The organism is Actinosynnema pretiosum, from assembly GCF_024171695.1.
Taxonomy (GTDB): Bacteria; Actinomycetota; Actinomycetes; order Mycobacteriales; family Pseudonocardiaceae; genus Actinosynnema; species Actinosynnema pretiosum.
This window is the reverse complement of record NZ_JAMTCF010000005.1, coordinates 184,326-207,513: the sequence shown is the minus strand read 5'-3', so window position 1 is coordinate 207,513 and position 23,188 is coordinate 184,326. Positions and strand designations below refer to the sequence as shown.

Below are 23,188 nucleotides of genomic sequence, written 5' to 3'. Positions count from 1 at the left end.
TGGATTGCGCGTGCGGATTTCCGGAACTGGTCGGTCACCGCAGCCGTCACGTGACCCGGTGGCGGATCGCCCACCTCCACGACCCCGCCGGCCGACCGGGGAGGCGCTCGGCGCGGCCGCACGACGAGTCGCGCGACCTCCCTCAGGCGCGCGACGACCGGGGGCGGGCGACGAGCGGTCGCCGCCTCCGAGGCGTCCGGCGCGGTGCGCCCGAGGGTCAGTCCTCCGCCAGCAGCGCGGGCACCTCGCCCAGGCCCAGCACCTTCCCGCGCTCGACCACGTCCGCGAACGCCCCGCCGAGCGCCGCCGCGCCCCGCGCGCTCGCCCGGTCGACGTCGCCGCGCTCCACCTCGGGCAGCGGCGCGCCCGCCGCGTCGCGCACCGCGCACGCCGCGCCGAGCAGCAGCCCGGCCCGCTCGTGCCGCCCGGCCAGCGCCAGCGCGCCCGCGACGCCCTCGACCGCCAGCGCGATGGTGCGCGGGTCGCCGGTCGCCCACGCCGAGGCGAAGCCCTCCCGGTGCAGGGCCAGCGCGCCCGCCGCGTCGCCGCGCAGCTCGGCGACGAAGCCCAGCTCGGCCAGGATGAGCGCCGCGCCGTGGCCGCCGTCGAGCTGGCGGCACCAGTCCAGCCACCGCCGCAGGTGCGCCTGCGCGGCGTCGAGCCTGCCCTCGCGGCGCGCGCCGAGCCCCAGTCCCACCTCGGCGAACTGCTCGCCGAAGGTGAAGCCCTGCTCGGCGGCCAGGCGCATGGCGCGCCCGTGCAGCTCGCGCGCCTGCGCGTAGTCCCCGCGCAGCAGCGCGGTGCGGCCGAGCCCGGACAGCTTCGTCGACACCTCGTTCCACAGCCCCAGCGACTCGGCGGTGCGCAGCCCGTCGCGGTGCAGCCTGGCGGTCTCCGCGTAGTCGCCGCACATCTCGGCGAGCGAGGCCAGCGCGTCGGTGGCCTGGAGCAGCCCCCAGCCGTCGCCCAGCTCGCGGAACAGCCGGGCACCCTCCTCGCCGCACTGGCGGGTGGTGGCGAGGTCGCCGCGCAGCACGCTGTGCGTGGCCAGCGCGGCGAGCGCGGCGGCGGTGCCCCAGCGGTCGCCGAGGGCGCGGAACTCCCCGAGCGCCCGGTCGATGCGCTTCTCGGCGCTGTCCTGGTCGCCGAAGCCGATGCGCGCGAACCCGAGGAACCAGCGGGTGGTCGCCCGGCGCAGCGGGTCGCGGATGCCCTCGGCGAGGGAATCGCACTGCTCCAGCGGGTAGGTCGAGTCGCCCGCGCGCAGCGAGAAGCCCGCCTGCCAGGCCAGCGCCTCCGACCGGTCGGAGGCGTGGCCGCCCGCCTCGGCCTCCGCCTCACCGGCGCGCAGCAGCGTGGTGGCGAAGGCGTGCTTGGCCTCGCCGAGCCTGCCGCTGAGGAACCAGTACCAGGCGAGCGCGTTGACCACGCGCAGCGCGGGCCCGGTGGCCTCGGGCAGGTCGGCGGTGTCCAGCGCGGCGCGGAAGTTGCCCGCCTCGGCGGTGAGCCGGTCCAGCCAGCGCCGCTGGTCGGGGCCGCGCAGGTGCGGCAGGGCGCACTCGGCCAGGTCCGCGTGGTGGGCGGCGTGCCTGAGCCGCACCTCGTCCTGCTCGCCCGCCTCGCGCAGCCGCTCGGAGCTGTAGGCGGAGACCGACTCCAGCAGGCGGTAGCGGCGCGCGCCGTCCACGTCGGCGGTGGTCACCAGCGAGCGGTCCACCAACCGGGCCACCAGGTCGAGCACCTCGTCGCGCCGGACCGGCCCGCCGCCGCACACCTCCTCGGCGGCCTGGAGCGAGCAGCCGCCGTTGAACGCGGACAGCCGCCGCAGCACCACCTGCTCCTGCTCGGCGAGCAGCTCCCAGGACCAGTCGATGGCCGCGCGCAGCGTCTGGTGCCGGGCGGGCGCGCCCCGGCTGCCGACGGTGAGCAGCGCGAACCGGTCCTGCAGCCGGGCCGCGACCTCCCGCACGCCCAGCGCGCGCACCCTGGTGGCGGCCAGCTCCAGCGCGAACGGCAGGCCGTCGAGCCTGCGGCAGATCGCGCCGACCGCGGCGGCGGTGGACGGGTCGAGCGCGAAACCGGGGGCGGCCTCGGTGGCGCGGGCCACGAAGAGCTGCACGGCGGTCGACCCGGCGACGTCGTCGGGACCGCCGGGACCGCCGGGGCTGGGCAGGGTCAGCGGCGGCACCGTCCACAGCCGCTCGCCGCCGATGCCCAGCGGTTCCTGGCTGGTGGCCAGCACGCGCGCGCCGGGCGCGCTGCGCAGCAGCAGCTCGCTCAACCGGGCCGCCTGCTCGACGACGTGCTCGCAGTTGTCCAGCACCAGCAGGAACTGCTTGGTGCGCACGGCGTCCGCGAGCTGCTCGGCCTGCCTGCCGCCGTGCGCGCCGGAGGCGACCTCGTCGCGCACGCCCAGCACCCCGGCGACCAGGTTGGCCACCGGCGAGTAGCCGCCCGCGGCCACGTCGGCGTCGGTGCCTGCGTCGGCGGTGGAGAGCTCGACCAGCCACACCCCGTCCGGGTAGTCGTCGGCGACGCGGGAGGCGACCTCGACGGCCAGCCGGGTCTTGCCGACGCCGCCGACGCCGTGCAGCGTCACGAGCCTGCCCGCGTCGAGCAGCGCGCGGACCTGGACGACCGCGGCCTCCCGGCCGACCAGCCCGCTCACCGGGGTCGGCAGGTTGGTGACCGGGCGCGCGCTGGTGGTGATGGGGCTCGGGCGGGGCACGAGCGCGAGGTCGCGCCGCAGGACCGACCCGTGCAGCGCGACCAGCTCCGCACCCGGTTCGACGCCGAGCTCCTCGGCCAACCGGACGCGCAGCGCGTCGAACGCGGCCAGCGCCTCGCCCTGCCTGCCCGCGCCGTAGAGGGCGCGCATGTGGGCGGCGTGCAGGCGCTCGCGCAGCGGGTGGCGCACCAGCAGGTCGGCCAGCTCGCCGACGAGGAGGCTGTGGTCGCCGAGTTCGAGCATGGCGTCCGCGCGGTCCTCCAGCGCGGTCAGCCGCAGCTCCTCCAGGCGGGCGGTGGCGGCGCGGGCGAAGTCGGCGTCGGCGAGGTCGGCCAGCGCCGGTCCCCGCCACGCGGAGAGCGCGTCGCCGAGCGCGGCGGCCCTGGCCCTGGGGTCGGCGCTGTCGCGGGCCCTGGCCAGGAGCCGCTCGAAGCGGTGGGCGTCCAGGTCGGTGACGTCCAGGCGGTAGCCGGGGACCTGGGCGACGAGGAGCTCGCTCGCCCCCGGCTCGCCCTCCTCCAGCGCCCGGCGCAGCTGCCACACCTTGGTGTGCAGCGCGCCCGACGGGTTGTTGGGCGGGGTGTCGCCCCACAGGGCGTCGACGAGGCGGTCGGCCGACACGGGGCGGCCCGCGTCGATCAGGAGTGCGGCGAGGAGGGTGCGGACCTTGGTGCCCGGTAAGGGGACGACGCGGTCGTCGGACGACCACGCCGCCAGCTCCCCCAGGATGCCGAAGCGCATGAAAGCACCATATCCGACAGGAAATTCCGGAAATCCGCAGTTCAGCCCGCTCCCGGTGACCTGTCGGGCCACCGAGAGGGTTTTGAGAGGGGGCCCGCGCAGGCTGCTCGGCAGTGGGAGCGGCCGGAGGGCGGGCAGGACCGCGCGCCCCGGCCGCCGCGACCGCGTTCGACACGAGGGGATTTGTGATGACTTCGGACAACCTCGCGCCGGTGACCGTGATCGGCCTGGGGTCGATGGGTTCCGCGCTGGCGAAGGCCTTCCTGGAGAAGGGGCACCGGACCACCGTCTGGAACCGCTCTCCCGGCAAGGCGGACGACCTGGTGTCCCAGGGGGCCGTCCGGGCGGCCACGGTCGCCGAGGCGGTGGCCGCGAGCGAGCTGGTCGTCGTGTGCGTGCTCGACTACCGGGCGATGCGGGAGATCGTCAACTCGCTGGGCGACGCGCCTTCGGGGCGCGTGATCGTGAACCTGACCTCCGGCACCCCCGAGGAGGCCCGCGAGACGGCGCGCTGGGCCGCCGAGCGGGGGGTGGACTACGTGGACGGCGCGATCATGGCCGTGCCCACGATGATCGGCTCGGAGCACACCCTGATCTTCTACGGTGGTCCGCAGGCGTTGTACGAGCGCCACGCCGCCTCGCTGTCGTCGGTGGCGGGCGCGGGCACGTACCTCGGCGAGGACGCGGGCCTGCCGTCGCTCTACGACGCGGCGCTGCTCGGTCTGATGTGGACGACCTGGACCGGGTTCATGCACTCGCTGGCCCTGGTGGGCACGGAGAAGGTCCGCGCGGAGTCGTTCCTGCCGTACGCGCAGGACTGGTTCCAGCACGTGGTCTCCCCCGAGGTGCCCAACATCGCGGCCCAGGTGGACGCGGGCAGCTACCCCGACAACGACTCCACGCTCGGGATGCAGGCCGTGGCGATCGAGCACCTGGTGGACGCCAGCCGCGCGCAGGGCGTGGACACCGCGCTGCCGGAGTTCCTGCGCGAGCGCGCGGAGCAGGCGATCAAGCGCGGGCACGCCGGTGACGGCTTCACCGCGCTGTACGAGGTGCTGCGCAAGCCCGCGGCGGAGTAGCCGGGATCGGCCCGAGGGGGCCGCGCGCCCCCTCGGGCCCTCGGCGGCGCGGACGGCGGCGGACCCGCGGTGAGCGGTGCTGCCGCGAGCGGGAGAGCGCGGAACGCGGAAGAACCGGAATGCCTGGGGAAGAGGGAGGACATGGAGAACACGGCCGAACGCGCCGGAGCCCGCGAGTGGCTCGGGCTGGCGGTGCTGGCGCTGCCGACGCTGCTGCTGTCGGTGGACGCCACGGTGCTGTACCTGGCGCTGCCGCACCTGGGCGCGGACCTGCGCCCGAGCGGGGCGGAAACGCTCTGGATCATCGACGTCTACGGCTTCATGATCGCCGGTTTCCTGATCACGATGGGCACGCTCGGCGACCGGATCGGCAGGCGCAGGCTGCTGCTGGTCGGCGCGGTCGCGTTCGGCGCGGCCTCGGTGGCCGCGGCCTACGCCACCGACCCGACCGTGCTGATCGCGGCGCGAGCCCTGCTGGGCGTGGCGGGCGCGACGCTGATGCCGTCCACGCTGGCGCTGATCAGCGACATGTTCCGCGACCCCGCCCAGCGGGGCGCGGCGATCGGCGTGTGGGCGGCGTGCTTCTCGGCGGGCGTCGCGGTGGGCCCGCTGCTCGGCGGGCTGCTGCTGGAGTTCTTCTGGTGGGGCTCGGTGTTCCTGCTCGCGGTGCCGGTGATGGTGCTGCTGCTGGTGGCCGCGCCGTTCCTGCTGCCGGAGTCGCGCGATCCCGCGCCCGGCCGACTGGACCCGGCCAGCGTCGCGCTGTCGCTGGCGGCGATCCTGCCGGTGGTCTACGGGCTGAAGGTGATCGCCTCGGAGGGCCTTGGCCCGGTGGCGCTGGCCTCGGTCGGCGCGGGCGTGGTGTTCGGCGCGCTGTTCGCGCGGCGGCAGCGGACGCTGCCCGACCCGCTGCTGGACCTGGCGCTGTTCGCCAGGCCCGCGTTCCGGGCGGCGCTGCTGGCGCTGCTGGCCGGGTTGGCGGTGGTGGGCGTGGTGTACATGTTCGCCACCCAGTACCTGCAGATGGTCGAGGGGCACTCGCCGCTGGCCGCCGGGCTGTGGCTGCTGCCGTCGGCGGTGGCGATGATCGTCTCGTCGGTGGCGGCTCCCCGGTTGGCGCTGCGGGTGCCGCCGGGCAGGCTGGTCGCGGCGGCGCTGGTGCTGTCCGCGGCGGGCTACGCCCTGCTGGGCCTGCTGGACGGGCCGGGCGGGCTGGTGCTGGTGGTGGTCGGCCTGGTCGTGGTCTACGCGGGCATCGGCCCGATGATGGCGCTGGGCACGGACCTGGTGGTGGGCGCGGCGCCCGCGAACCGGTCGGGGTCGGCGGCGGCGATGTCGGAGACGGCGATGGAGTTCGGCCTGGCGCTGGGCGTGGCGGTGCTGGGCAGCGTGGGCACCGCCGTGTACCGCGCCGGGCTGCCCGAGGGCGCGCCGCCGGACGCGGTCGAGTCGTTGGCGGGCGCGCTGGCCGTCGCCGACGGCGACGCGGCGCTGGTGTCGTCGGCGCGCGAGGCGTTCTCCTCGGGCCTGGCCGCGATCGGCTGGATCGGCGCGGCGGTGACGCTGGTCGTCGCGGCGGTGTCGTTCGCGGCGGCACGCGAGCGCGGTGGCCCGAAGGCCCCGGAGCACGCCGGTGTCCCGGCCCCGGCGCAGGCCGGGGAACAGACGAGCGGGACATAGCGGACTGCTCACCTGATCAGGTGAATGACCCGGTGGGCGGCTGGTGGCAGCCTCGTCACCACTCGCCTCGGCGGCGCCGGGCGTGCGCGTGGAAGGACCCTCTTCGCCGGTACTGAGTGGACCCACGACGGTCGGGCGGGCGCGAGCGGCACCCGCCCGATCGCCATCACACTGGGGGATGACAGGACATGCAGTTCCGATTACTCGGCCCCTTGGAAGTGCTCCACGAGGGACGCCCGCTCGCTCTGGGCGGGATCAAGCAGCGGGCGACGTTGGGACTCCTGCTGCTGAAGGCGAACCAGGTGGTCCCGATCAGCCAGCTGGTGGGCGCGCTGTGGCCAGGCGAGGACCCGCCCGTCTCCGCGCGGAAGATCCTGCAGAACGCGGTGTGGAGCCTGCGCGCCGTGCTGGCCGCCACGAGCGGCCCCGACGCGCCCCGGCTGTCCACCGAGGCCCCCGGCTACGTGCTGCGCGTCGACCCCGAGCAGGTCGACCTGACCCGGTTCCACCGGCGCACCGAGCAGGCCCGCGCCGAGGCCGCGAACCCCGAGGTGGCCGCCGGGCTGCTGCGCGAGGCGCTGGGCGCCTGGCGCGGCTCGGCGCTGGCCGACCTGGTGGAGAGCGGGTTGTCCTGGCCGGAGCTGGCCGCGGTGGAGAACGCCCGGCTGGACACGCTGGAGGACTACTTCGACCTGGAGCTGGCCTGCGGCAGGCACCAGTCGGTGCTGTCCGAACTGGAGTCGCTGGTCGAGGCCGAGCGGCTGCGCGAGCGCTCCTGCGGGCAGCTGATGCTCGCGCTCTACCGGTGCGGCAGGCAGGCCGAGGCGCTCGCCGTCTACGGCAGGCTCCGCGCGGCGCTGGTCGACGACCTCGGGCTGGAGCCCGGTCCCGCGCTGCGCAAGCTCCAGGGCTGCATCCTCACCCAGGACCCCGGTCTGGACCCGCCCGCGCGGCGCGAGGTCGCCCCGGTCACCGCGATCCGGCCGGTCGCGGGCGACCCGGTGGCCGAGCACCCGGTGGAGCGCCTGCGCGCGCGGCGCGGCCCCTCGGGCGCCCGCCGCAGGGACCTGAGCGTGGCGCTGGTGCGGGTCAGGCCGAGCGGGTGCCACGGGGACTCCTCGGAGGTGGACGACGCGCTCGCCGCGGTGACCGCGATGGTCCGGTCGGGGGTGCGGGAGCTGGGCGGCGTGGTGGCCACCTCCATCGGCTCGGCCTCACTGGTCCTGTTCTGCGGCGGCGACTCGCACGAGCAGGACGCGCGGCGGGCGGTGCAGGCCGCGCTGGCGCTGCGCGACTGCTTCGCCGAGGGCGCGGGGCTGGGCGTGGAGGTGCGGGTGGCGGTGGCCACCGGGTCGGCGCTGGTGCGGGTGGGGCGCGCGTTCGGGCCGTCGGTGGACGGCGCGCTCGTCGAGCGGTGCCAGCAGCTGCTGACGGCGGAGGCGCAGGACGCGGTGTGGGTGTGCGACCGGACGCGCGAGCTGGTGGGCGAGGCGTTCACCTCGGCGCCGGGCAGCGCGCCGGGGGTGTGGCGGGTCGACGGGACGCGCGCGGCGCGGTCCGGGGAGCACGACAGCGAGCTGGCGGTGGTGCGGGGCCTGCTGGACCGGGTGGTGCGGCGCGACACCCCGCACCTGGTGACGGTGTTCGGCGAGGGCGACGAGTTCCTGGACGGGTTCTCCCGGTCGGTGGGCACGCGCGTGGTGGACAGCCGGGTGCTGCCCGGCGACCGGGGCCCCGAGGTGCTGGCGCGGGTCGTGGCCGCGCTGTGCGGGACGGCCCCCGGCGACCGGGAGGCGGTGCGGGCGGCGCTCGCGTCGCGGTGCGGGCGGTTGTGCCGCACCGGCAGGCAGGCCGAGCAGCTGACCGCGCGGGTGCTGCGATTGTTCGAGCCGGGCGGCGAGCGGGTGCCGGTCGACGCGGTCGACGCGTGGCGGCGCTTCACCGAGGCGGCGGCCCAGGAGAGGCCGCTCGTGGTGGTGCTGCGCGACCTGCACCTGGCGGTGCGGTCCGTGCAGGACGCGGTGGAGTCCCTGGTGGACTCGCCGAACCCGGTGCCGCTGCTGCTGGTGGTGTCGGCGCGCCCGGACCTGCTGGAGCGCAGGCCGGACTGGGGTGGCGGGAAGCAGCACGCGGCGTCGATCGCGCTCGACCCGGTGCGCGACGGCACGGTGGAGCGGCTGCGCCGGACCATGCTGTCGGCCGCGCCGGTGGCGGGACGGCGCCTGTTCGGCGGCCCGCTCCCCCGCAGGGCGGCGTGGCGCCCGCTCCAGGTCCCGGACGAGGCCGTGACCGCCCGCTGGGGCCACGACGGCGAGCGGGCGCCGCGCACCTGGGCGGAGCTGCCGCACGGGCTGCCGAGGATGCGCGACGACCGGGCCCCCACCGGCACGGAGGCGTGAGCGGGCGGGTCCCGGCGGTCCACCCCGACCGCCGGGACCCGCCTGCCGCCCCACCTCCCCGCCCGCACCCGCGCGCCTGCGCGCTCTCTCCCCACTGGGGGACATCTCCGCAGCTCACAGCCCCGCAGAGCCCCCGGTGAACGGCGTGGACGGCACCGGTTCGAGGGTTCTGACGCATCACACCCGTTCCGCAACCGAGGTGGAACCGGAAGCGCACTCGACGCACCCGAACCTTGTCCCATCAGCAAGTCGGGACGAACGGATCGGGGACACGACATGAACGCCAAGACCACCGCCCAGCGCATCGCCGGTCTCGCCCTCCTCGCGGGCATGACGGTCACCGGCCTGCTGGCCGCCACCGGCGCCGCGAACGCCGCGCCCCGCACCACCAACCCGGCCACCTCCTCGGTCGTCGCGAAGGCCGCCCAGGACGCCCCCGCGTACGCCGCCGAGGTGCTGAAGCTGACGAACCAGGAGCGCGCGAAGGCCGGGTGCGGCGCGCTGGTCGCGAACACCAAGCTCGCCGCCGCCGCCAAGGGCCACAACGACGAGATGGCCGCGAAGAACTACTTCAGCCACACCGGCGCCGACGGCAGCGCCCCGGCGCAGCGCGTGGACGCGGCTGGCTACTACTGGCGGGCCACCGCGGAGAACATCGCGATGGGGCAGTCGACCCCGGCGGCCGTGGTCCGGGCGTGGATGAACTCCGCCGGGCACAAGGCCAACATCCTGAACTGCGCGTACAAGGACCTGGGTGTCGCGTACACGGTCAACTCGCGCGGCAAGGCGTACTGGACCGAGAACTTCGGCAGCCTGTGACCCGCGCCGCACGGCTCGGCACCGGTCACCGCAGCACGGCCCCAGTCCCCCGCAGCACGGCTCCCGATCCCCCCACCAGCACCACCCCGACCGCACCGCTCCCCGTGACCGCTCCGGGGCGACCGGCTCAGTACCGCCGGGCGTAGGTGGTCGGCGGCTCGCCGAAGACCTCGGTGAAGTCCCTGGTCAGGTGCCCCTGGTCCGCGTAGCCCAGTTCGGCCGCCAGATCCGCCCAGGCGATCCGCCCGCCCTCGGCCAGCCGGTCCGTGGCCTCGCGCAGCCGGTAGCGGCGCACCACCCACTTCGGCCCGACGCCCACGTGCTCCGCGAACAGCCGCTGCAGGCTCCGCACCCCCACGCCGAGCTCGCGCGCCACCGCGTCCACGCGGGTCAGCCCCGGTGACGACTCGATCAGCCCCACCGCGCGCACCGCGTCCAGCGCCCCCCGGTCCAGCACCGGCGACCGGGACCGCAGCAGCTCCTCCAGCTCGGCGGTCGACGTGGGCGGCGACAGCGGTCCGAACACCTCCTCGGCGGGCAGCACCCGACCGGTGATGGTCGACACGGACGCCCCGAGGAACGCCCGGAACGCGCCCGGCCGGAACGCCACCCCGCGCACCTCGCCCCGACCGGCCAGCACCTTGGTCCAGTGCCCGCGCGCGACGCCCGAGATCCGCGCGCCCCCGGAGCCGAAGGTCAGGTGCACGTTCGGCAGGGGCACGATCAGCTGGTGGTAGGGCGTCGCGTAGTCCCAGGACACGTGCCAGTGCCTGGCGATGAACGGGGCCAGGTCGGGCGCGGGGTCCGGGTAGTCGTGCCGCTGGTGCCGCCGCCAGGCGCCCGCGAGGCCGCGTTCGTCGGTGGTCACGCCGCCGACCCTAGACAACCGCGTGTCGCGTTCGTCCAAGACTCCGGTCGGGGCGGTGCCTAGGGTTCCCGGACATGTCCACCGCACAGCACCTGGCCGCCGCGAACGCCGCGTTCGCGCGGGTCGTCGCGGGCATCCGCCCCGACCAGCTCGACTCCCCCACCCCCTGCGCCGAGTTCGACGTGCGAGCGCTCGGCGCGCACGTCCTGCGCTACGGCCCCGCCCTCGAAGGCGCGGCGACCAAGGGCGCGACCACCCCGGTGAACCCCGGCGACGGCCCGTGGGCCGACGAGGTCCGGGCGCAGGTCGAGCGCTGCACGAGCGCCTGGGCGGACCCTGCGGCGTGGGAGGGCATGACCACGATGGGCGGACCCGACCCGCTGCCCGCGCCGCTGATCGGCAACATGGTGCTGTGCGAGTACCTCGTGCACGCCTGGGACCTGGCCCGCGCCACCGGCCAGGAGGTCGAGCTGGACGCCGACCTGGTCGCCGCCGTGCACGCCGAGCTGGTCCGGACCGCGTCGATGGGCCGGGAGATGGGCGCGTTCGGCCAGGAGGTGCCCGTCCCGCACGACGCCCCGACCCTGCACCGCCTGCTGGGTCTGGCGGGTCGCGACCCGCACTGGACCGCCTGACCGCGCGACGCCGGACGCCGCGCTACCGCCCGAGCAGCACACCGGTCGTGGCGAGCGCGTCGTCCAGCGGGGCCAGGCTGCGGTGCAGCTTGGCCAGCACGCTCGCCCCCAGCCACAGCGAGTACAGCGCCTGCGCGGTGCCCCTGGCCGGACCGGCCGAGGTCAGCGAGCCCTCCGCGTTGCCCGCCGCGACGGCGCGCTCCAGGCGGTCGACCACGGCGGTCGTGCCGTCCTTGAGCGCCAGCCGCATCGGTTCGGACAGGTCGGCGACCTCGGCGCCGAGCTTGACCGACAGGCACCGGCCCTGGCAGTCGTCCAGCGCCTGGGTCTCCCTCCAGCCCGCCCAGTAGGCGTCGAGCCTGGCCGCCCAGTCGCCGTCACCGGCGAGCAGGCGGTCCAGGTCGGCCAGGTACTCCTCGAAGTACCGGCGCACGACGGCCTCGCCGAAGGCGTCCTTCGACGCGAAGTAGTGGTAGAAGGACCCCTTCGGCACACCGACGCTGGTCAGCACCTCGTTGATGCCGACCGCCGCGTAGCCCTTCTTCGCGAAGATCCGCTGCGCGGCCTCCAGCAGCGCGGTGCGCGTGCCCTGGTCGCCCCTCTTGCTCGCCATGGGCTGAGCCTATCCGGCGACCGGGCCGGTCGGTCCGACCTGCGGGTTCACCCGTTGCGCGCGGGCAGCAGGTCCAGCAGGGCGTCGGCGGCGGGCGCGGAGGAGGCCGGGTTCTGGCCGGTGACCAGCAGGCCCTCGCGCACGACGTAGGGCGCCCAGTCGGGGCCCTTGCTGTAGTCGCCGCCGTTGGCCTTGAGCACGTCCTCCACCAGGAACGGCACGACGTCGGTCAGGCCGACGCCGTCCTCCTCGGTGTTGGTGAACCCGGTGACGCGCTTGCCCTCGACCAGCGGCTTCCCGTCGGCGTCGACGGCGTGGCGCAGGACGCCGGGCGCGTGGCAGACCAGCGCGAGGGGCTTGCCCGCGCGGTGGGTGTCCTGGATGACGCGCAGCGAGTCGGCGTCCTCGGCGAGGTCCCAGAGCGGGCCGTGGCCGCCGGGGTAGAAGACGGCGTCGTAGTCGGCCGGGTCGACGGCGCCCAGCTCGACGGTGCTCGCGAGCGCGGCGGTGGCCTCGGGGTCGGCCTCGAAGCGGCGGGTGTCGTCGGTCTGGCTGTCGGGCTCGTTGCTCTTGGGGTCGAGCGGCGGCTGACCGCCCTTGGGGGAGGCGAGGGTGAGCCGCGCGCCCGCGTCCTTGAACCGGTAGTAGGGGGCGGCGAGCTCCTCCAGCCAGAAGCCGGTGGGCTTGCCGGTGTCGCCGAGCCGGTCGTGGGAGGTGAGCACGATGAGGATGTGCACGGGTCCGCCTTGTCGTCGAGGTGCGCTGACCCCACCGACTCTAGACGACCGGTCTAATTGCGTCCACCCAACGACTTCCCCACCGGGTGACCCGCGGGAACGGGGCGGAAACCGGGAAGTGCCGGATCAGTCGATCCGGCGCCACTCCCTCGGCCCCCACCAGCGCGCGAACAGCGGCTGGGACAGGTAGAACACGTCGTCGCCCCGGCGGAAGGCGCGGTACTGCCCGAGCCGCAGGTCCACCTCGACCTCCAGCTCGGCGGCGCAGTAGGCCATCAGCAGCCACTCCAGGTCGAGCCGGTCCCCGTCCCCGGAGTCGACCTCCAGCACGCCCGCGCCGTCGAGGTTGAACTGGACCCGCCGCTCGCCCTTGACCCGCAGGGAGAGCACGTGCCCCTCGGCGAGGTCGACCAGCACGACGGGATCGTCACCGGCTCGCTCGCGGCGCACGGACAGCCGGTCGGCGCACCCCGACTCGACCGCCCGCGTCACCGCGGCCTCCACCCAAACCTCCAGGTCGGACATGGGCGGCAGCCTAACCCGCCGCGCGGCGCACGCAGCGTCAGACCTGGTTCTCCCCGCCGTCCACGTACAGGTTCGAGCCCATCACGAAGCTGCTCCCCGGCGACGCCAGGAACGCCACGGCCGCCGCGACCTCCTCGGCGAGCCCCATCCGACCGGCCAGGATCGCGCCGCCGAGCTGCTCGTGGAAGGCGTCGACGTCCTCGTCCCCGAGGCCGTCGAGCAGCCCGAGGCCGCGCGTGGCGATCGGGCCGGGCGAGATCGCGTTGACCCGCACGCCCCGGTCCTTCAGCTCGGTCGCCCAGGTGCGGGCGAACGTGCGGACGGCGGCCTTGGACGCGGCGTACAGGCCGAACGAGTGCGCGCCGCGCTCGGCGGCGGTGGAGGCGTTGAGGATGACCGAGGCGCCCTCGTTGAGCAGCGGCAGGGACTTCTGCACGGTGCGCAGGACGCCGAGGACGTTGACGTCGAAGATCGCGGCGTAGTCGGCCTCGGTGATCTTCTCCAGGGGGACGCGCGAGGCGGCGGCGGCGTTGGCGAAGACCACGTCGAGCCCGGCGCCGCGCGCCTCGACGGCCGCGTAGAGCCGGTCGAGGTCGGCGGGGTCGGTGACGTCGCCGCGCACGGCGGTGGCCGAGCCCTCCCCGATCTCCGCGACGGCGGCGGCGAGCGCGGCCTCGCGGCGGCCGGTGATGAAGACGTGCGCGCCCTCTTGGGCGAGCCGGACCGCGCTGGCTAACCCGATCCCGGTGCCGCCGCCGGTGACGACGGCGGTCTTGCCTTCGAGCTGCCCCACTCCGGACCTCCGATTTTCGCACTGACCGGTGCTGAACTCGACCCTAGCACTTACGTACCGATCGGTACGGAAAAGGTAGACTGGGCGACGTGGAGAGCGGGCGCAGGACGGGACGACCGAGGGGCTTCGACGCGGACGAGGCCCTGGACCAGGCAGTCCGGGTGTTCTGGGCCAAGGGCTACGAGGGCGCCTCGCTCACCGACCTGACCGCCGCCATGGGCATCAACCGGACCAGCATGTACGCGGCGTTCGGCAACAAGGACGAGCTGTTCCGCAAGGCGCTCGACCGGTACGCGGGCACCTGGGCCAGCTACGCGCGGCAGGCGCTGGAGGAGTCGACCTCGGCCGACGTGGCCAGGGCGTTCCTGCACGGCTCGGTGCGCTCGACCACCACGCCAGGCAGCCCGAGGGGGTGTCTCGGCGTGCAGGGCGCGCTGGCGGTCGGCGACGACGCGCGGTCCGCGCGCGAGGCGCTGAACGCGTGGCGCGACGAGGGCTGCGCGTGGCTGCGGAAGCGGTTCGAGCAGGCGGTGGCCGAGGGCGACCTGCCCGCAGGCAGCGACCCCGAGCTGCTGGCCCGGTACCTGATGGCGGTGTCGAACGGGATCGCCGTGCAGGCGGCGGGCGGGGCGCCCCCCGAGGTGCTGGAGCTGGTCGCGGACGCGGCGCTGCGCGCCTGGCCGCCCGCCTGATCGGCGCCGGTCACCGGCTCGTCGCGGGTTCGGGCTTGAGCCTCCACCCGCTGGAACCCGCAGGATTCCCGGCATGGACGACGAGCTGACCATCGGCGAGCTGGCCGCGCGGACCGGGCTCCCGGTGCGCACGCTGCGCTTCTGGTCCGACGAGGGCGTGCTGCCCCCGACCTCCCGCTCCACCGGCAACTACCGCCTGTACGACTCGGCCTCCGTGGCGCGCGTCGACCTGGTTCGCGCCCTGCGCGAGCTGGGGCTCGGGCTGGACGAGGTGGGCCGGGTGCTGGGCGGGCGGACGAGCGTGGCCGAGGTGGCGAGGGCGCACGTGGTCGCGATCGACGCGCGGATCAGGGCGCTGAAGGTCAGCCGGGCGGTCCTGTCGGTAGTGGCGGAGCGCGGGGCGAGCACCGAGGAGACGGCGTTGGTGAACCGGTTGGCGAGGCTCTCCACCGAGGAGCGGGCACGGGTCGTGGCGGAGTTCAAGGAGGAGGTGTTCGGGCCGCTGGCGCTGACGCCCGAGCAGCGGGAGCGGATGCGGGGGCTGCGGATCGACCTGCCGGACGACCCGAGCGCCGACCAGGTCGACGCGTGGGTGGAGCTGGCGGAACTGGTGGGGGACGGCGGTTTCCGCGAGCGGATGCGGGTGGCGCTGGCGCTGAGCACCCCGACCCCGGAGCGGCCCCGGCCGCCGGGGGCGTCGATCTGGTGGGCGCGGCGCCTGGTCGGCGAGGTCGGGCGGGCGGTGGAGCGCCGGGTGCCGCCCGAGGGGGCGGAGGCCGCGGGGCTGCTGAAGGAGTGGTTCCCCGGCGAGGACCTGGCGGCGGTGCTGCGCTCGTGCGAGGCCGGGGTGGCGGCGCGGATGGAGCGGTACCGGGTGCTGGTGTCGCGGGTGCGCGGGGAGCGCGGGTGGCCGGAGGCGACCGGGGAGCTGGAGTGGCTGGGGCGGGCGCTGCGGTTCGCGGTGGCGGGCGAGGGGGCGCGCTGACCGGTGGGGTGGGGCAGGGATCACCAGCCCTGCCCCCGCTACCCGTTCCCCTTGAGCGCTTCCGCCGTCAGGCTCAGGTGCCTGACCAGCAGTTCGGCCGCCGCGTCCGCGTCGCGGGCCAGCGCGGCCTCCTCCAGCGCCCGGTGCTCCGCCGCGTGGTCCCGCTGCGGGGTGCGGGTCCCGGCCCAGCGGCGGGCCAGCTCGCTGGCCGACCACATCCGGTCGAAGGCGTCCAGCAGCACCGGGTTGCCGCAGCCGTCGAGGAGGGCGCGGTGGAACCGCCGGTGCGCCTCGGCCCACTCGGCGCTGTAGTGCTCGCCGTCGTCGGGGGTGAACGCCGGGGTGCGGCTGAGCCGGTGGTGGGCGGCGCGCACGCGGGCCTCCCAGTCGACGTCGCCGCGCTCGACCGCCAGGCGCAGCACGGCGGGTTCGACGGTCGCGCGGGCCTCCGCGATCTGCTGCCAGCGGCGATCGGTGAAGGCGGGCACGGCGAAGCCCCGGTTCGGCAGCCGGTCCGCCAGCCCCTCGCCGACCACGCGCACCAGCGCCTCCCGCACGACCGCGAGGCTCACCCCGTGCTCCCTGGCCAGGTCCTGGGGCTTGAGCGGCGCGCCGGGCGCGTGGTCGCCGCGCATGATCGCGTCCCGCAGCCGTTCGTGGACCTGCTCGGAGAGCATCCGCTTGCCGTCCTCGGCGGGAGTCCTGGTCATGCCGGTCAGCGTAGACGATCGGACGGATAATCGATTATCCGTGCTATGGTCGATTCATCGCACCGGCCGGGAGCCCCGGCCGCCGCACCCTCCCGAGAGGACCGATCCCGATGAACGACCCGTTCGCCCGCCTGCCCGAGGCGGCGACCTTCACCGTCACCAGCGACAGCGCCACCGACGGGAAGCCGTTCGCCCCGGCGCAGCTCTCGTCCGCGCTCGGCGGCGCGGACCGCTCCCCGCAGCTGTCCTGGAGCGGTGCGCCGGAGGGCACCCGCAGCTACGCCGTGACGGTCTACGACCCGGACGCCCCGACCGGGTCCGGCTTCTGGCACTGGGCGGTCGCCGACCTGCCCGCGTCCACCACCGAACTGCCCGAGGGCGCGGGCGACGACACCGGTTCCGGACTGCCGGGAAGCGCTTTCCAACTCCCCAACGACGCCCGGCTCCCCCGCTACGTCGGGGCCGCGCCGCCCGCCGGGCACGGGGAGCACCGGTACGTCGTCGTGGTGCACGCGCTCGACGTCGAGTCGATCGGCGTGCCCGCCGACGCGACCCCGGCGCTGCTCGGGTTCAGCATGGCGGGCCACGTCCTCGGCCGCGCGGTGCTGACCGCGACCGCCGAGACCGCGGCCTGACCGCAGCCGCGCCGGGACGGGTCAAGGCCCGTCCCGGCGGCCCCGAACCGCTTGCCCCGCAACGGTTCCCCTAGCGCACCCCCACCAGCGACCGGTAGAACGCGCTGCTCTCCACCAGCCGGTCGTGCTCCCCGTCCGGCGCGGCCCGCCCGCCCTCCAGCAGCACCACCCGGTCGGCGGAGCGGATCGTGCTGAACCGGTGCGCGATCACCAGCAGGGCGCACTCGCGCGAGACCTGCTCGATCGCCGCGACCACCGCGCGCTCGGCCTCGGCGTCCAACTGGGACGTCGGCTCGTCGAGCAGCAGCAGCTCCGGCCCGGCCAGCAGCGCGCGGGCGATCGCGATCCGCTGCCGCTCCCCGCCGGAGAACCGCACGCCCCGGTCGCCGACGTCCGTGCCGAGCCCGTCCGGCAGGCGGCGCACCAGGTCGTGCAACCCGGTCAGCCGCAGCACCCGCTGGACCTCGTCGTCGGTCGCGTCCTGGGCGGCGTAGCGGAGGTTGTCGAGCAGGGTCCCGTGCAGCAGCGGCGCGTGCTGCTCGACCAGCCCGATCCGCGACCGGCACCAGTCGACGTCCACCGTGGACGTGTCGCGGCCGTTGAGCAGCACCGCGCCCGAGTCCGGTTCGGCGAAGCGCTCGACCAGCGCGAACACCGTGGACTTGCCCGCGCCGGACGGTCCGACCAGCGCCACGACCCCGCGCCGGGGCACGGTGAACGACAGGCCGTCCAGCACGGTCCGCGCGCCGTAGGACAGCCGCACGTCCCGCAGCTCCAGCAGCGGCGCGCCCGGCACGTCCCCGCCCCGCTCGCCGCCCGACCGCTCCACCGGCAGCGCCAGCACCTCAGAGGTGCGCCGCAGCGCGCCCGCGCCTTCCTGGAGCGCGGCGAGCGCGTGCACGACGGAGCTGATCGGGGCGGCCAGGTAGGTCAGGTACAGCAGGAACGTCACCAGCTCCGCGACCGACGCGCTCCCGTTCACCACCCGCAGCCCGCCGACCAGCAGCACCACCACGAACGACCCGTTCACCGCGAGCTGCACGGCGGGCGCGGCCACCGCCTGGAGCCCGGCGACCCGCACGCCCGCGCGGTGGACGCGGTCGGCGGCGGCCAGCACGCGCGCGCTCTCGCGCTCCTCGGCCCGGGAGGCGCGGACGGTGCGGATCGCGCCGAGCGCGCGGTCGAGGTCGGCGGTCAGCTCGCCGAGCGCGTCCTGGGTGCGGTGGGCGGCGGCCCGGATGCCGCCGAGCGTGGCCCGCACCGCCAGGGCGGCGAGCAGCACGAGCCCGGCGACCAGGAGCAGCAGGACCGGGTCGACCACGGCCATGACCACGAGCGCGACGACCACCCCGATCCCGCCGGTGACCAGGTCCGCGACCCCGCCGCCGAGGGCTTGGCGCAGCGCGGCCGGGTCGGAGGTGGCGCGGGAGAGCAGGTCGCCGACGCGGTGCCGGTCCAGCTCGGGCACGCGCACCCGCAGCAGGCGCCGCACCAGGCGGGTGCGCAGGCCGAGCACGACGCCCTCGCCGACGCGGGCGAGCAGGAAGCCGCCGAGCGGCCCGAGGACGACCTGCGCGGTGAAGGCGGCGGCGAGGAGCACGAGCGTGCCGGTGGGCACGCCACCCGCGCGCCCCGCGCCGTCCAGGACCCGCCCGACCAGCAGCGGCTGCGCCATGCCGACCAGGGTGGCGGTCAGCGACAGCGAGATGGCGGCGACGACCCAGCGGCGGCGGCCGTCGAGCAGCGGGAGCAGGTCGCGCGGCCGGATGGCGCTCACCCGGCCCGCCCGGCGGGCACGGTGATCAGGCGCTGGAAGTAGTCGCCCGCGACCCCCTCGCCGACCGGGTCGCCGTCGACCTCGATCCAGGCGTGCGCCCCGAACGGCGGCACCCGGCGCACCCCGACGCACCAGGTCGGCCAGGTCCCGGAGGCCCGGCACAGCAGCGCCGCCGCGAGCGAGCGGCGCAGGCAGCTCTCGGGACCGGCGCAGGACAGGGTGACCAGGACGACGTCGCGGCGCGCGGCGGCGGCGACGGAGGCGGACGCCGGCCGGGCCCGGCGGCTGAGCGCGGTCAGCAGGGCGCGCAACCGGTTGGGCGGCAGCAGCGCGAGCGGCGCGGCGACGACCGCGACCACCCGGACCGCCCACCTGCGCCGCACGGGCACCGCGCCGGGATCGTGGACGACGTGCTCGGCCTGGGCCACGGGAGGGTCCTCTCGGTGCGCGGAGGTGGTGCGGGGGAAGGGGGTTCGGGGAGGGCGGCGGAGTGCGCGACGGCGGCTGGCGGGTGGCGGCAGGTCGCCGATCGCCAGTCGCCAGTGGCCGGTCTCCACTCGCCGGTCGCCAGTGGCCGGTCTCCGCTCGCCGGTCGCCATCGCTCAGTCGCGCAACAACCGCTGCCCGCGCAGCTCGGCGACCAGTTCGGAGACGTCCCGCTCGGCCACCTCCCGGTCCACCTCGAACTCGGTGGTGACCTGCTCCACGACCGCGTCGAGCGCGAGCCCGTCCGCGATCCCGCGCAGCACCAGAACACCGGTCGGGTTGAGCTGCCAGTAGTCGCCGCTGGAACCGTCGAGCAGCACCGCGCCGTACTCGGTGTCGGCGACCGACACCCCGTCCACGAGCCTCATGCCCACCACTCCCCTGCTCGTCCTGCCGGGACAACCCCTGCCCCGGTCCCGCCGCCCGCCTCACCCCGCGGCGCCCCCGGTCGCGCTGCCACCCCAACCGACCGTGCGCAGCCACACCTCGCACCCCAGCAGCGGGTACAGGTCTCCCGCCAGGGCGTCCGACGTGTCGACCGACGACCGCAGCGCCGCCGCCGCGGCCCGCGCGTCCACCAGTCCCAACCGGTGCGCGTGCGAGTCCTCCAGCAGTTCCACGACCTCCGCCCGGTGCCGGGCCAGGCCGACCGCGTGCGAGGTCGCGCCGTCGCCCTTGGTCTGCCTGGCCGCCGAGGCGGCGGGCACCACGTCGCGGAACACCGGTTCCGCCAGGCGCTTGTAGCGCCACGGGCTCACCCGGTCGGCCGGGGCGATCGACAGGGCGGCGGTGACGACGGCGTCGTCGTAGTACGGGGTGGCGAGGGTGACGCCGCGCGCGGCGGCGAGCTGGGTGATCTTGCGCAGTTCGGCGGAGCCGCCGTGCATCAGCTGGAGGTCCACGTGCTGGCCGCGCACCGGGGACAGCGGTTCGGCGTCGCGCGCGGCGGCGAGCAGGAGGCGGCGGGCGGCGGCCTCGGCCTCGGGGGTGGTCCACGGGGTCGCGGTCGGGCGCAGGAACCAGTCGAGCACCGGCGCGCGGTCGTCCACCGGGCCGCGCAGGCCGGTCGCGGCGCCGCGCAGCCACGAGCGGTAGGGGCGGGGCAGCAGCGCCTGCCTGGCGGTCGCGCCGAACCGCCACCGGCCGCGCGCCCGGTACCCGCGCAGGTCGCGCACGGCCCCGCGCGGGTCGGCGCGCAGCCGGGACAGCACCCAGGCGGGCGCGCCGCTGAACACCTCGTCGCCGCCGTAGCCGGACAGGTGCACGGCCGAGCCGTGCTCGGCGGCCCAGTCGAACGGCACGGCGATCCTGGCCAGGTCGGGGGCGAACAGGGCGGGCTCGTCGAACACCTCGGTCACCGCGCCGAGCCCAACGTACCGCACCGCCTGCCGCTCGACCGGGATCACGTGCAGCCGGATCGCGTCGAGGTCGGCGCTGGTGCGCCTGGCCCACTCGACGTCGTCGTCGGCCGGGTCGGGGTTGGCGAACGTGCAGGCCAGCACCCGTCCGGTGGCGCGCGCGGCGGTGCAGCACAGCCCGGTCGAGTCGATGCCGCCGAGGTCGGCGGTCACCTCGCCGAGGCGCGGCAACCGCACCCGCACCGCCTCCGCGATGGCCGCGCGCAGCAGCGGAACCCCTTCGGCGGCGGGCAGCACCGGCTCGGGCGCCCACCACCACCGCCGCTCACGCGCCACCCCGCGCCGGTCGACGTCCACGGCGGTCGCGGCGGGAACCGCGCGCACCCCGCGCCAGGTGGAGAGCGAGTCCAGGGGGTGGGGCGCGTTCGGGGACAGCAGGCGCAGGCTGAGCGCGTCCTCGTCCACGGGCGCGTCGAGCAGGTGGGCGAGGACGTCGGCGTGGTCGGACACCAGGGCGACCCCGTGCGCGGTGGCGCGGAACAGCCTGCGCGCCCGGACCACCGACCCGCGCAGGTGCTGCGCGCCGCCGGAGGAGACGAGGAGGTGCGCGCTGCCGGGGAAGCCGGGTGCCGCGCCGGGCGCGGTGAGCCGCTCGGCGACGGCGGTGAGCCCCTCGGCGGTGACGGCGTGCTGCCCGAGCAGGGCGACGGTGGTGTCACGGGCCCGCCCGACCGCGAGCGCACCGTCCGGCCAGTCGCCGACCAGCCACGGCCTGCCGCCGGGGTGGGTGACGAGGCGGCGCGCGTGGACGCGCAATCGTTGGGCGACCGGGTGGGCGTCCGGGACGTCGGGGAGCGCGACGAACCACGTGGCGCGGGCGGGGAACGCGCGCGGTGGTGTGCGGGCGCGGGCAGACGCGGGGACGGGGGCCGCAGCGGGGGGTGGAGTGGCGGCAGGGGCGGGGGCGCCGAGCGCGGCGGAAGCGGGGGCGGGGGCGGCAGGAGCGGCACCCGTGGTGGCAGAAGCAGCGCCGGAGGCGGCAGAAGCCATGCCCGTGGTGGCAGAAGCGGCACCGGTAGCGGCGGAAACGGTACCGGGGGTGGCAGAAGCGGCACCCGTGACGGCGGAAACGGAAGCGGGGGCGACAGGAGCGGCGCCCGTAGCGGCGGAAACGGCGCCAGGTGTGGAAACGGTGCCGGGGGCGGTGGAAGCGCTGTTCGGGGAAGCGGTCACAGGGCTCACTCCGGTTCCACTCGGGTTCCACTCGCTGCGGTTGGGGTGTGGGTGGCGCCCCGGTGGGGCCGCGGGCCGCGCGGCCCCACCGGGTGATCACCGGACCTGGATCAGGTCAGGTCCTTCCAGCCGGTGATGACGTCCGCCGCCTTGCGGGCGACCAGGTAGCCGGTGCTCTTGCGGAACGAGCCGACCTTGGACAGGCGCGGGGTCTCGTAAGTACGACGCATGGCGTCCTCCTTGAGCTCGGTGTCGATCGTGTCGCGGCGCCGGTCCCCAGTCCCCGGCCGGACGACCCGGTGCGGTGCCACGTGGACAACGCTAGGAGCAGCCGCTTGTTTCCGGCTTGTCGCGCGGTTGCCCGGCGCTGACCGGACCGGTGACCTGGCGGAACGCGACCGCCCCGCACCCACCGGGGCCCGCCTCGCCCAAGCCCGGCAGGACTCGGCTGTCCCCACACCCGGCAGGACCCAGCTGCCCCACACCCAGCAGGACTCGGCTATCCCACACCCGGCAGGACCCAGCTGCCCCACACCCAGCAGGACTCGGCTATCCCACACCCGGCAGGACTCAGCTGTCCCGCGCCCGGCGGGGACGAGAAGGCCTGATCGCGCAGCCCCGCACCTGGGCGGGACTTACCACCCTGTGCCCGGCCGGAACATGCGCCCAACCAGGACTTGCCGCCCGACTCACGCGCAGGTCACGCGCCCGACCGGCCCCCGCGCCCGCCCGAAGCGTGTGCCCAGCTGGAACGCGTCCCCCACACCCGCCCGGAACGTGCGCCCAGCCGGAACACGTCCTCCTGCTCCCGCGCGGATCACTCGCCCCGGTCCAGCGCGAATCGCACGCCCCCCGGTCCAGCGCCCCTCACCCGCTCAGTGCGGGACCGGGAGGGCGTCCGGGGTGAACGCCGGGTCGAGCAGCAGGGGCGCGCGGTCCAGGACGGCGGTTTGCAGGGATTCCAGGAGCGGGTCCGGGTCGAGGCCGAACTCGGTGGCCTGGCGCTCCCGCGCGCGGTCGTACACGCGCAGCGCCTCCTCCTGCCTGCCGCTTCGGTGCAGGGCCAGCATGAGCTGGGCGATCAGGCGCGAGCGGCCGGGGTTGGACTCGGCCAGTTCCAGGAGTTCGGGCAGGACCTCGCGGTGCCTGCCCCTGCGCAGCTCCGCGCGGACGCACTCCTCCTGCGCCACCACCCGCAGCTCCCGCACGCCCGCGCCCGGCAGCACCGGGCTGTCCGCGCCACCGCCCCACCACAGCGCCAGCGCGGCGCGGTAGTGCTCGACGGCGGCGTCGTCGTCCCGCGCCGCCCTGGCCTGGTCGACCAGCAGCGCGAACCGGTGCGCGTCGACCAGGCTCGGGTCGACCCGCGCGGTGTAGGCGTCGTCCGCCGTCGTGATCTCCAGCGGCACCCCGTGCTCCCGCAGCACCTTCCGCAGCCGCGACACGTGCGCCTGCACCGACGCGCGGGCGGTGCGCGGCGGGTGCTCGCCCCACAGGACGCGGGCCAGCCCGGCGACCCCCACCCGCCGACCGCACTCCACCGCCAGCACGCCCAGCAGCACCCTGCGCTGCCGGGGTCCGAGCGGAACCTCACCGCCCCGCCACACGACGCTGACCGGTCCGAGCACCCTGATCGCCACTTCGTCCACGAGCACGTGCGTCCTCCTCACCCGCCGCGCGGCGGGGAGACGCGCC

General features: G+C 75.9%; 21 protein-coding genes. 8 read left to right on the top strand and 13 right to left on the bottom strand.

Going from position 1 to position 23,188, the window contains the following annotated elements; genetic code table 11:
• Positions 1–217: 217 nt before the first annotated feature.
• Positions 218–3,469: an ATP-binding protein gene (locus LV78_RS12210; RefSeq protein ID WP_253845164.1), complete on the bottom strand. Its 3,252-nt coding sequence runs from the start codon at positions 3,467–3,469 to the stop codon at positions 218–220.
• Between the two features lie 188 nt (positions 3,470–3,657).
• On the opposite strand from LV78_RS12210, the gene LV78_RS12205 reads away from it, so the two are divergent.
• From LV78_RS12205 to LV78_RS12190, 4 genes are all read left to right on the top strand, one after another.
• Entirely contained in the window at positions 3,658–4,548 is an 891-nt protein-coding gene (locus tag LV78_RS12205) for an NAD(P)-dependent oxidoreductase (RefSeq protein WP_253845162.1), read from the top strand.
• 141 nt (positions 4,549–4,689) lie between these two features.
• The gene (locus LV78_RS12200; RefSeq protein WP_253845160.1) at positions 4,690–6,228 is read left to right on the top strand and encodes an MFS transporter; all 1,539 of its coding nucleotides are present in this window, start codon (positions 4,690–4,692) and stop codon (positions 6,226–6,228) included.
• A gap of 188 nt (positions 6,229–6,416) precedes the next feature.
• Complete coding sequence (locus LV78_RS12195; RefSeq protein ID WP_253845159.1) at positions 6,417–8,627, top strand: BTAD domain-containing putative transcriptional regulator; 2,211 nt, start codon at positions 6,417–6,419, stop codon at positions 8,625–8,627.
• A gap of 276 nt (positions 8,628–8,903) precedes the next feature.
• Positions 8,904–9,446 (top strand): CAP domain-containing protein, encoded by a 543-nt coding sequence (locus LV78_RS12190; protein WP_253845157.1) that lies wholly within the window; start codon positions 8,904–8,906, stop codon positions 9,444–9,446.
• Positions 9,447–9,573: 127 nt separating this feature from the next.
• On the opposite strand, the gene LV78_RS40685 is transcribed toward LV78_RS12190, so the two are convergent.
• Positions 9,574–10,314 carry a helix-turn-helix domain-containing protein gene (locus LV78_RS40685; RefSeq protein ID WP_308208706.1) on the bottom strand — a complete coding sequence of 247 codons (741 nt, stop codon included), beginning with the start codon at positions 10,312–10,314 and terminating at the stop codon, positions 9,574–9,576.
• A 74-nt stretch (positions 10,315–10,388) separates the two neighbouring features.
• Between LV78_RS40685 and LV78_RS12180 the strand changes: the two genes are divergently transcribed.
• Positions 10,389–10,949 carry a TIGR03086 family metal-binding protein gene (locus tag LV78_RS12180; protein ID WP_253845156.1) on the top strand — a complete coding sequence of 187 codons (561 nt, stop codon included), beginning with the start codon at positions 10,389–10,391 and terminating at the stop codon, positions 10,947–10,949.
• A 22-nt stretch (positions 10,950–10,971) separates the two neighbouring features.
• On the opposite strand, the gene LV78_RS12175 is transcribed toward LV78_RS12180, so the two are convergent.
• From LV78_RS12175 to LV78_RS12160, 4 genes are all read right to left on the bottom strand, one after another.
• Positions 10,972–11,562: a TetR/AcrR family transcriptional regulator gene (locus LV78_RS12175; protein WP_253845154.1), complete on the bottom strand. Its 591-nt coding sequence runs from the start codon at positions 11,560–11,562 to the stop codon at positions 10,972–10,974.
• Between the two features lie 47 nt (positions 11,563–11,609).
• Complete coding sequence (locus tag LV78_RS12170; protein WP_253845153.1) at positions 11,610–12,299, bottom strand: type 1 glutamine amidotransferase domain-containing protein; 690 nt, start codon at positions 12,297–12,299, stop codon at positions 11,610–11,612.
• A 126-nt stretch (positions 12,300–12,425) separates the two neighbouring features.
• The gene (locus tag LV78_RS12165) at positions 12,426–12,824 is read right to left on the bottom strand and encodes a hypothetical protein (protein WP_253845151.1); all 399 of its coding nucleotides are present in this window, start codon (positions 12,822–12,824) and stop codon (positions 12,426–12,428) included.
• Between the two features lie 37 nt (positions 12,825–12,861).
• Positions 12,862–13,617: an SDR family NAD(P)-dependent oxidoreductase gene (locus LV78_RS12160; RefSeq protein WP_253845149.1), complete on the bottom strand. Its 756-nt coding sequence runs from the start codon at positions 13,615–13,617 to the stop codon at positions 12,862–12,864.
• Between the two features lie 89 nt (positions 13,618–13,706).
• Between LV78_RS12160 and LV78_RS12155 the strand changes: the two genes are divergently transcribed.
• Both LV78_RS12155 and LV78_RS12150 read left to right on the top strand, forming a co-directional pair.
• On the top strand, positions 13,707–14,309 hold the full coding sequence (locus tag LV78_RS12155; RefSeq protein WP_253845148.1) for a TetR/AcrR family transcriptional regulator: 603 nt from the start codon (positions 13,707–13,709) through the stop codon (positions 14,307–14,309).
• Positions 14,310–14,382: 73 nt separating this feature from the next.
• Complete coding sequence (locus LV78_RS12150) at positions 14,383–15,294, top strand: helix-turn-helix domain-containing protein (RefSeq protein ID WP_253845147.1); 912 nt, start codon at positions 14,383–14,385, stop codon at positions 15,292–15,294.
• A 38-nt stretch (positions 15,295–15,332) separates the two neighbouring features.
• Here LV78_RS12150 and LV78_RS12145 read toward each other — a convergent pair whose 3' ends face one another.
• Positions 15,333–15,971 (bottom strand): GntR family transcriptional regulator, encoded by a 639-nt coding sequence (locus LV78_RS12145; RefSeq protein WP_372494881.1) that lies wholly within the window; start codon positions 15,969–15,971, stop codon positions 15,333–15,335.
• 143 nt (positions 15,972–16,114) lie between these two features.
• Here LV78_RS12145 and LV78_RS12140 point away from each other — a divergent pair, with 143 nt between their 5' ends.
• Positions 16,115–16,639, top strand: coding sequence for a YbhB/YbcL family Raf kinase inhibitor-like protein (locus tag LV78_RS12140; RefSeq protein WP_253845144.1), 525 nt, complete (start codon positions 16,115–16,117; stop codon positions 16,637–16,639).
• 70 nt (positions 16,640–16,709) lie between these two features.
• On the opposite strand, the gene LV78_RS12135 is transcribed toward LV78_RS12140, so the two are convergent.
• The 6 genes from LV78_RS12135 to LV78_RS41565 form a co-directional block, all read right to left on the bottom strand.
• Complete coding sequence (locus LV78_RS12135; protein ID WP_253845142.1) at positions 16,710–18,416, bottom strand: ABC transporter ATP-binding protein; 1,707 nt, start codon at positions 18,414–18,416, stop codon at positions 16,710–16,712.
• The gene (locus tag LV78_RS12130) at positions 18,413–18,844 is read right to left on the bottom strand and encodes a lasso peptide biosynthesis B2 protein (protein WP_253845140.1); all 432 of its coding nucleotides are present in this window, start codon (positions 18,842–18,844) and stop codon (positions 18,413–18,415) included. Before LV78_RS12130 ends, LV78_RS12135 begins: the two co-directional genes overlap by 4 nt.
• Before the next feature lie 174 nt (positions 18,845–19,018).
• The gene (locus LV78_RS12125) at positions 19,019–19,270 is read right to left on the bottom strand and encodes a lasso peptide biosynthesis PqqD family chaperone (protein WP_253845138.1); all 252 of its coding nucleotides are present in this window, start codon (positions 19,268–19,270) and stop codon (positions 19,019–19,021) included.
• Positions 19,271–19,330: 60 nt separating this feature from the next.
• Positions 19,331–21,076, bottom strand: coding sequence for an asparagine synthase-related protein (locus LV78_RS12120; protein ID WP_253845137.1), 1,746 nt, complete (start codon positions 21,074–21,076; stop codon positions 19,331–19,333).
• 527 nt (positions 21,077–21,603) lie between these two features.
• Entirely contained in the window at positions 21,604–21,723 is a 120-nt protein-coding gene (locus LV78_RS12115; protein ID WP_253845135.1) for a keywimysin-related RiPP, read from the bottom strand.
• A 645-nt stretch (positions 21,724–22,368) separates the two neighbouring features.
• A complete protein-coding gene (locus LV78_RS41565) occupies positions 22,369–23,148 on the bottom strand; it encodes an AfsR/SARP family transcriptional regulator (protein WP_253845134.1) in 780 nt (259 codons plus the stop codon).
• Positions 23,149–23,188 lie beyond the last annotated feature (40 nt).

Excerpts from the sequence above, each read along its gene's own strand:
- LV78_RS12150 (WP_253845147.1), top strand. The coding sequence starts at position 14,383 with ATGGACGACGAGCTGACCATCGGCGAGCTGGCCGCGCGGACCGGGCTC.
- LV78_RS12205 (WP_253845162.1), top strand. The coding sequence starts at position 3,658 with ATGACTTCGGACAACCTCGCGCCGGTGACCGTGATCGGCCTGGGGTCG.
- LV78_RS12190 (WP_253845157.1), top strand. The coding sequence starts at position 8,904 with ATGAACGCCAAGACCACCGCCCAGCGCATCGCCGGTCTCGCCCTCCTC.
- LV78_RS12125 (WP_253845138.1), bottom strand. The coding sequence starts at position 19,270 with ATGAGGCTCGTGGACGGGGTGTCGGTCGCCGACACCGAGTACGGCGCG.
- LV78_RS12195 (WP_253845159.1), top strand. The coding sequence starts at position 6,417 with ATGCAGTTCCGATTACTCGGCCCCTTGGAAGTGCTCCACGAGGGACGC.
- LV78_RS12165 (WP_253845151.1), bottom strand. The coding sequence starts at position 12,824 with ATGTCCGACCTGGAGGTTTGGGTGGAGGCCGCGGTGACGCGGGCGGTC.
- LV78_RS12115 (WP_253845135.1), bottom strand. The coding sequence starts at position 21,723 with ATGCGTCGTACTTACGAGACCCCGCGCCTGTCCAAGGTCGGCTCGTTC.
- LV78_RS12210 (WP_253845164.1), bottom strand. The coding sequence starts at position 3,469 with ATGCGCTTCGGCATCCTGGGGGAGCTGGCGGCGTGGTCGTCCGACGAC.
- LV78_RS12145 (WP_372494881.1), bottom strand. The coding sequence starts at position 15,971 with ATGCTCTCCGAGCAGGTCCACGAACGGCTGCGGGACGCGATCATGCGC.
- LV78_RS12140 (WP_253845144.1), top strand. The coding sequence starts at position 16,115 with ATGAACGACCCGTTCGCCCGCCTGCCCGAGGCGGCGACCTTCACCGTC.
- LV78_RS12180 (WP_253845156.1), top strand. The coding sequence starts at position 10,389 with ATGTCCACCGCACAGCACCTGGCCGCCGCGAACGCCGCGTTCGCGCGG.
- LV78_RS12200 (WP_253845160.1), top strand. The coding sequence starts at position 4,690 with ATGGAGAACACGGCCGAACGCGCCGGAGCCCGCGAGTGGCTCGGGCTG.
- LV78_RS12175 (WP_253845154.1), bottom strand. The coding sequence starts at position 11,562 with ATGGCGAGCAAGAGGGGCGACCAGGGCACGCGCACCGCGCTGCTGGAG.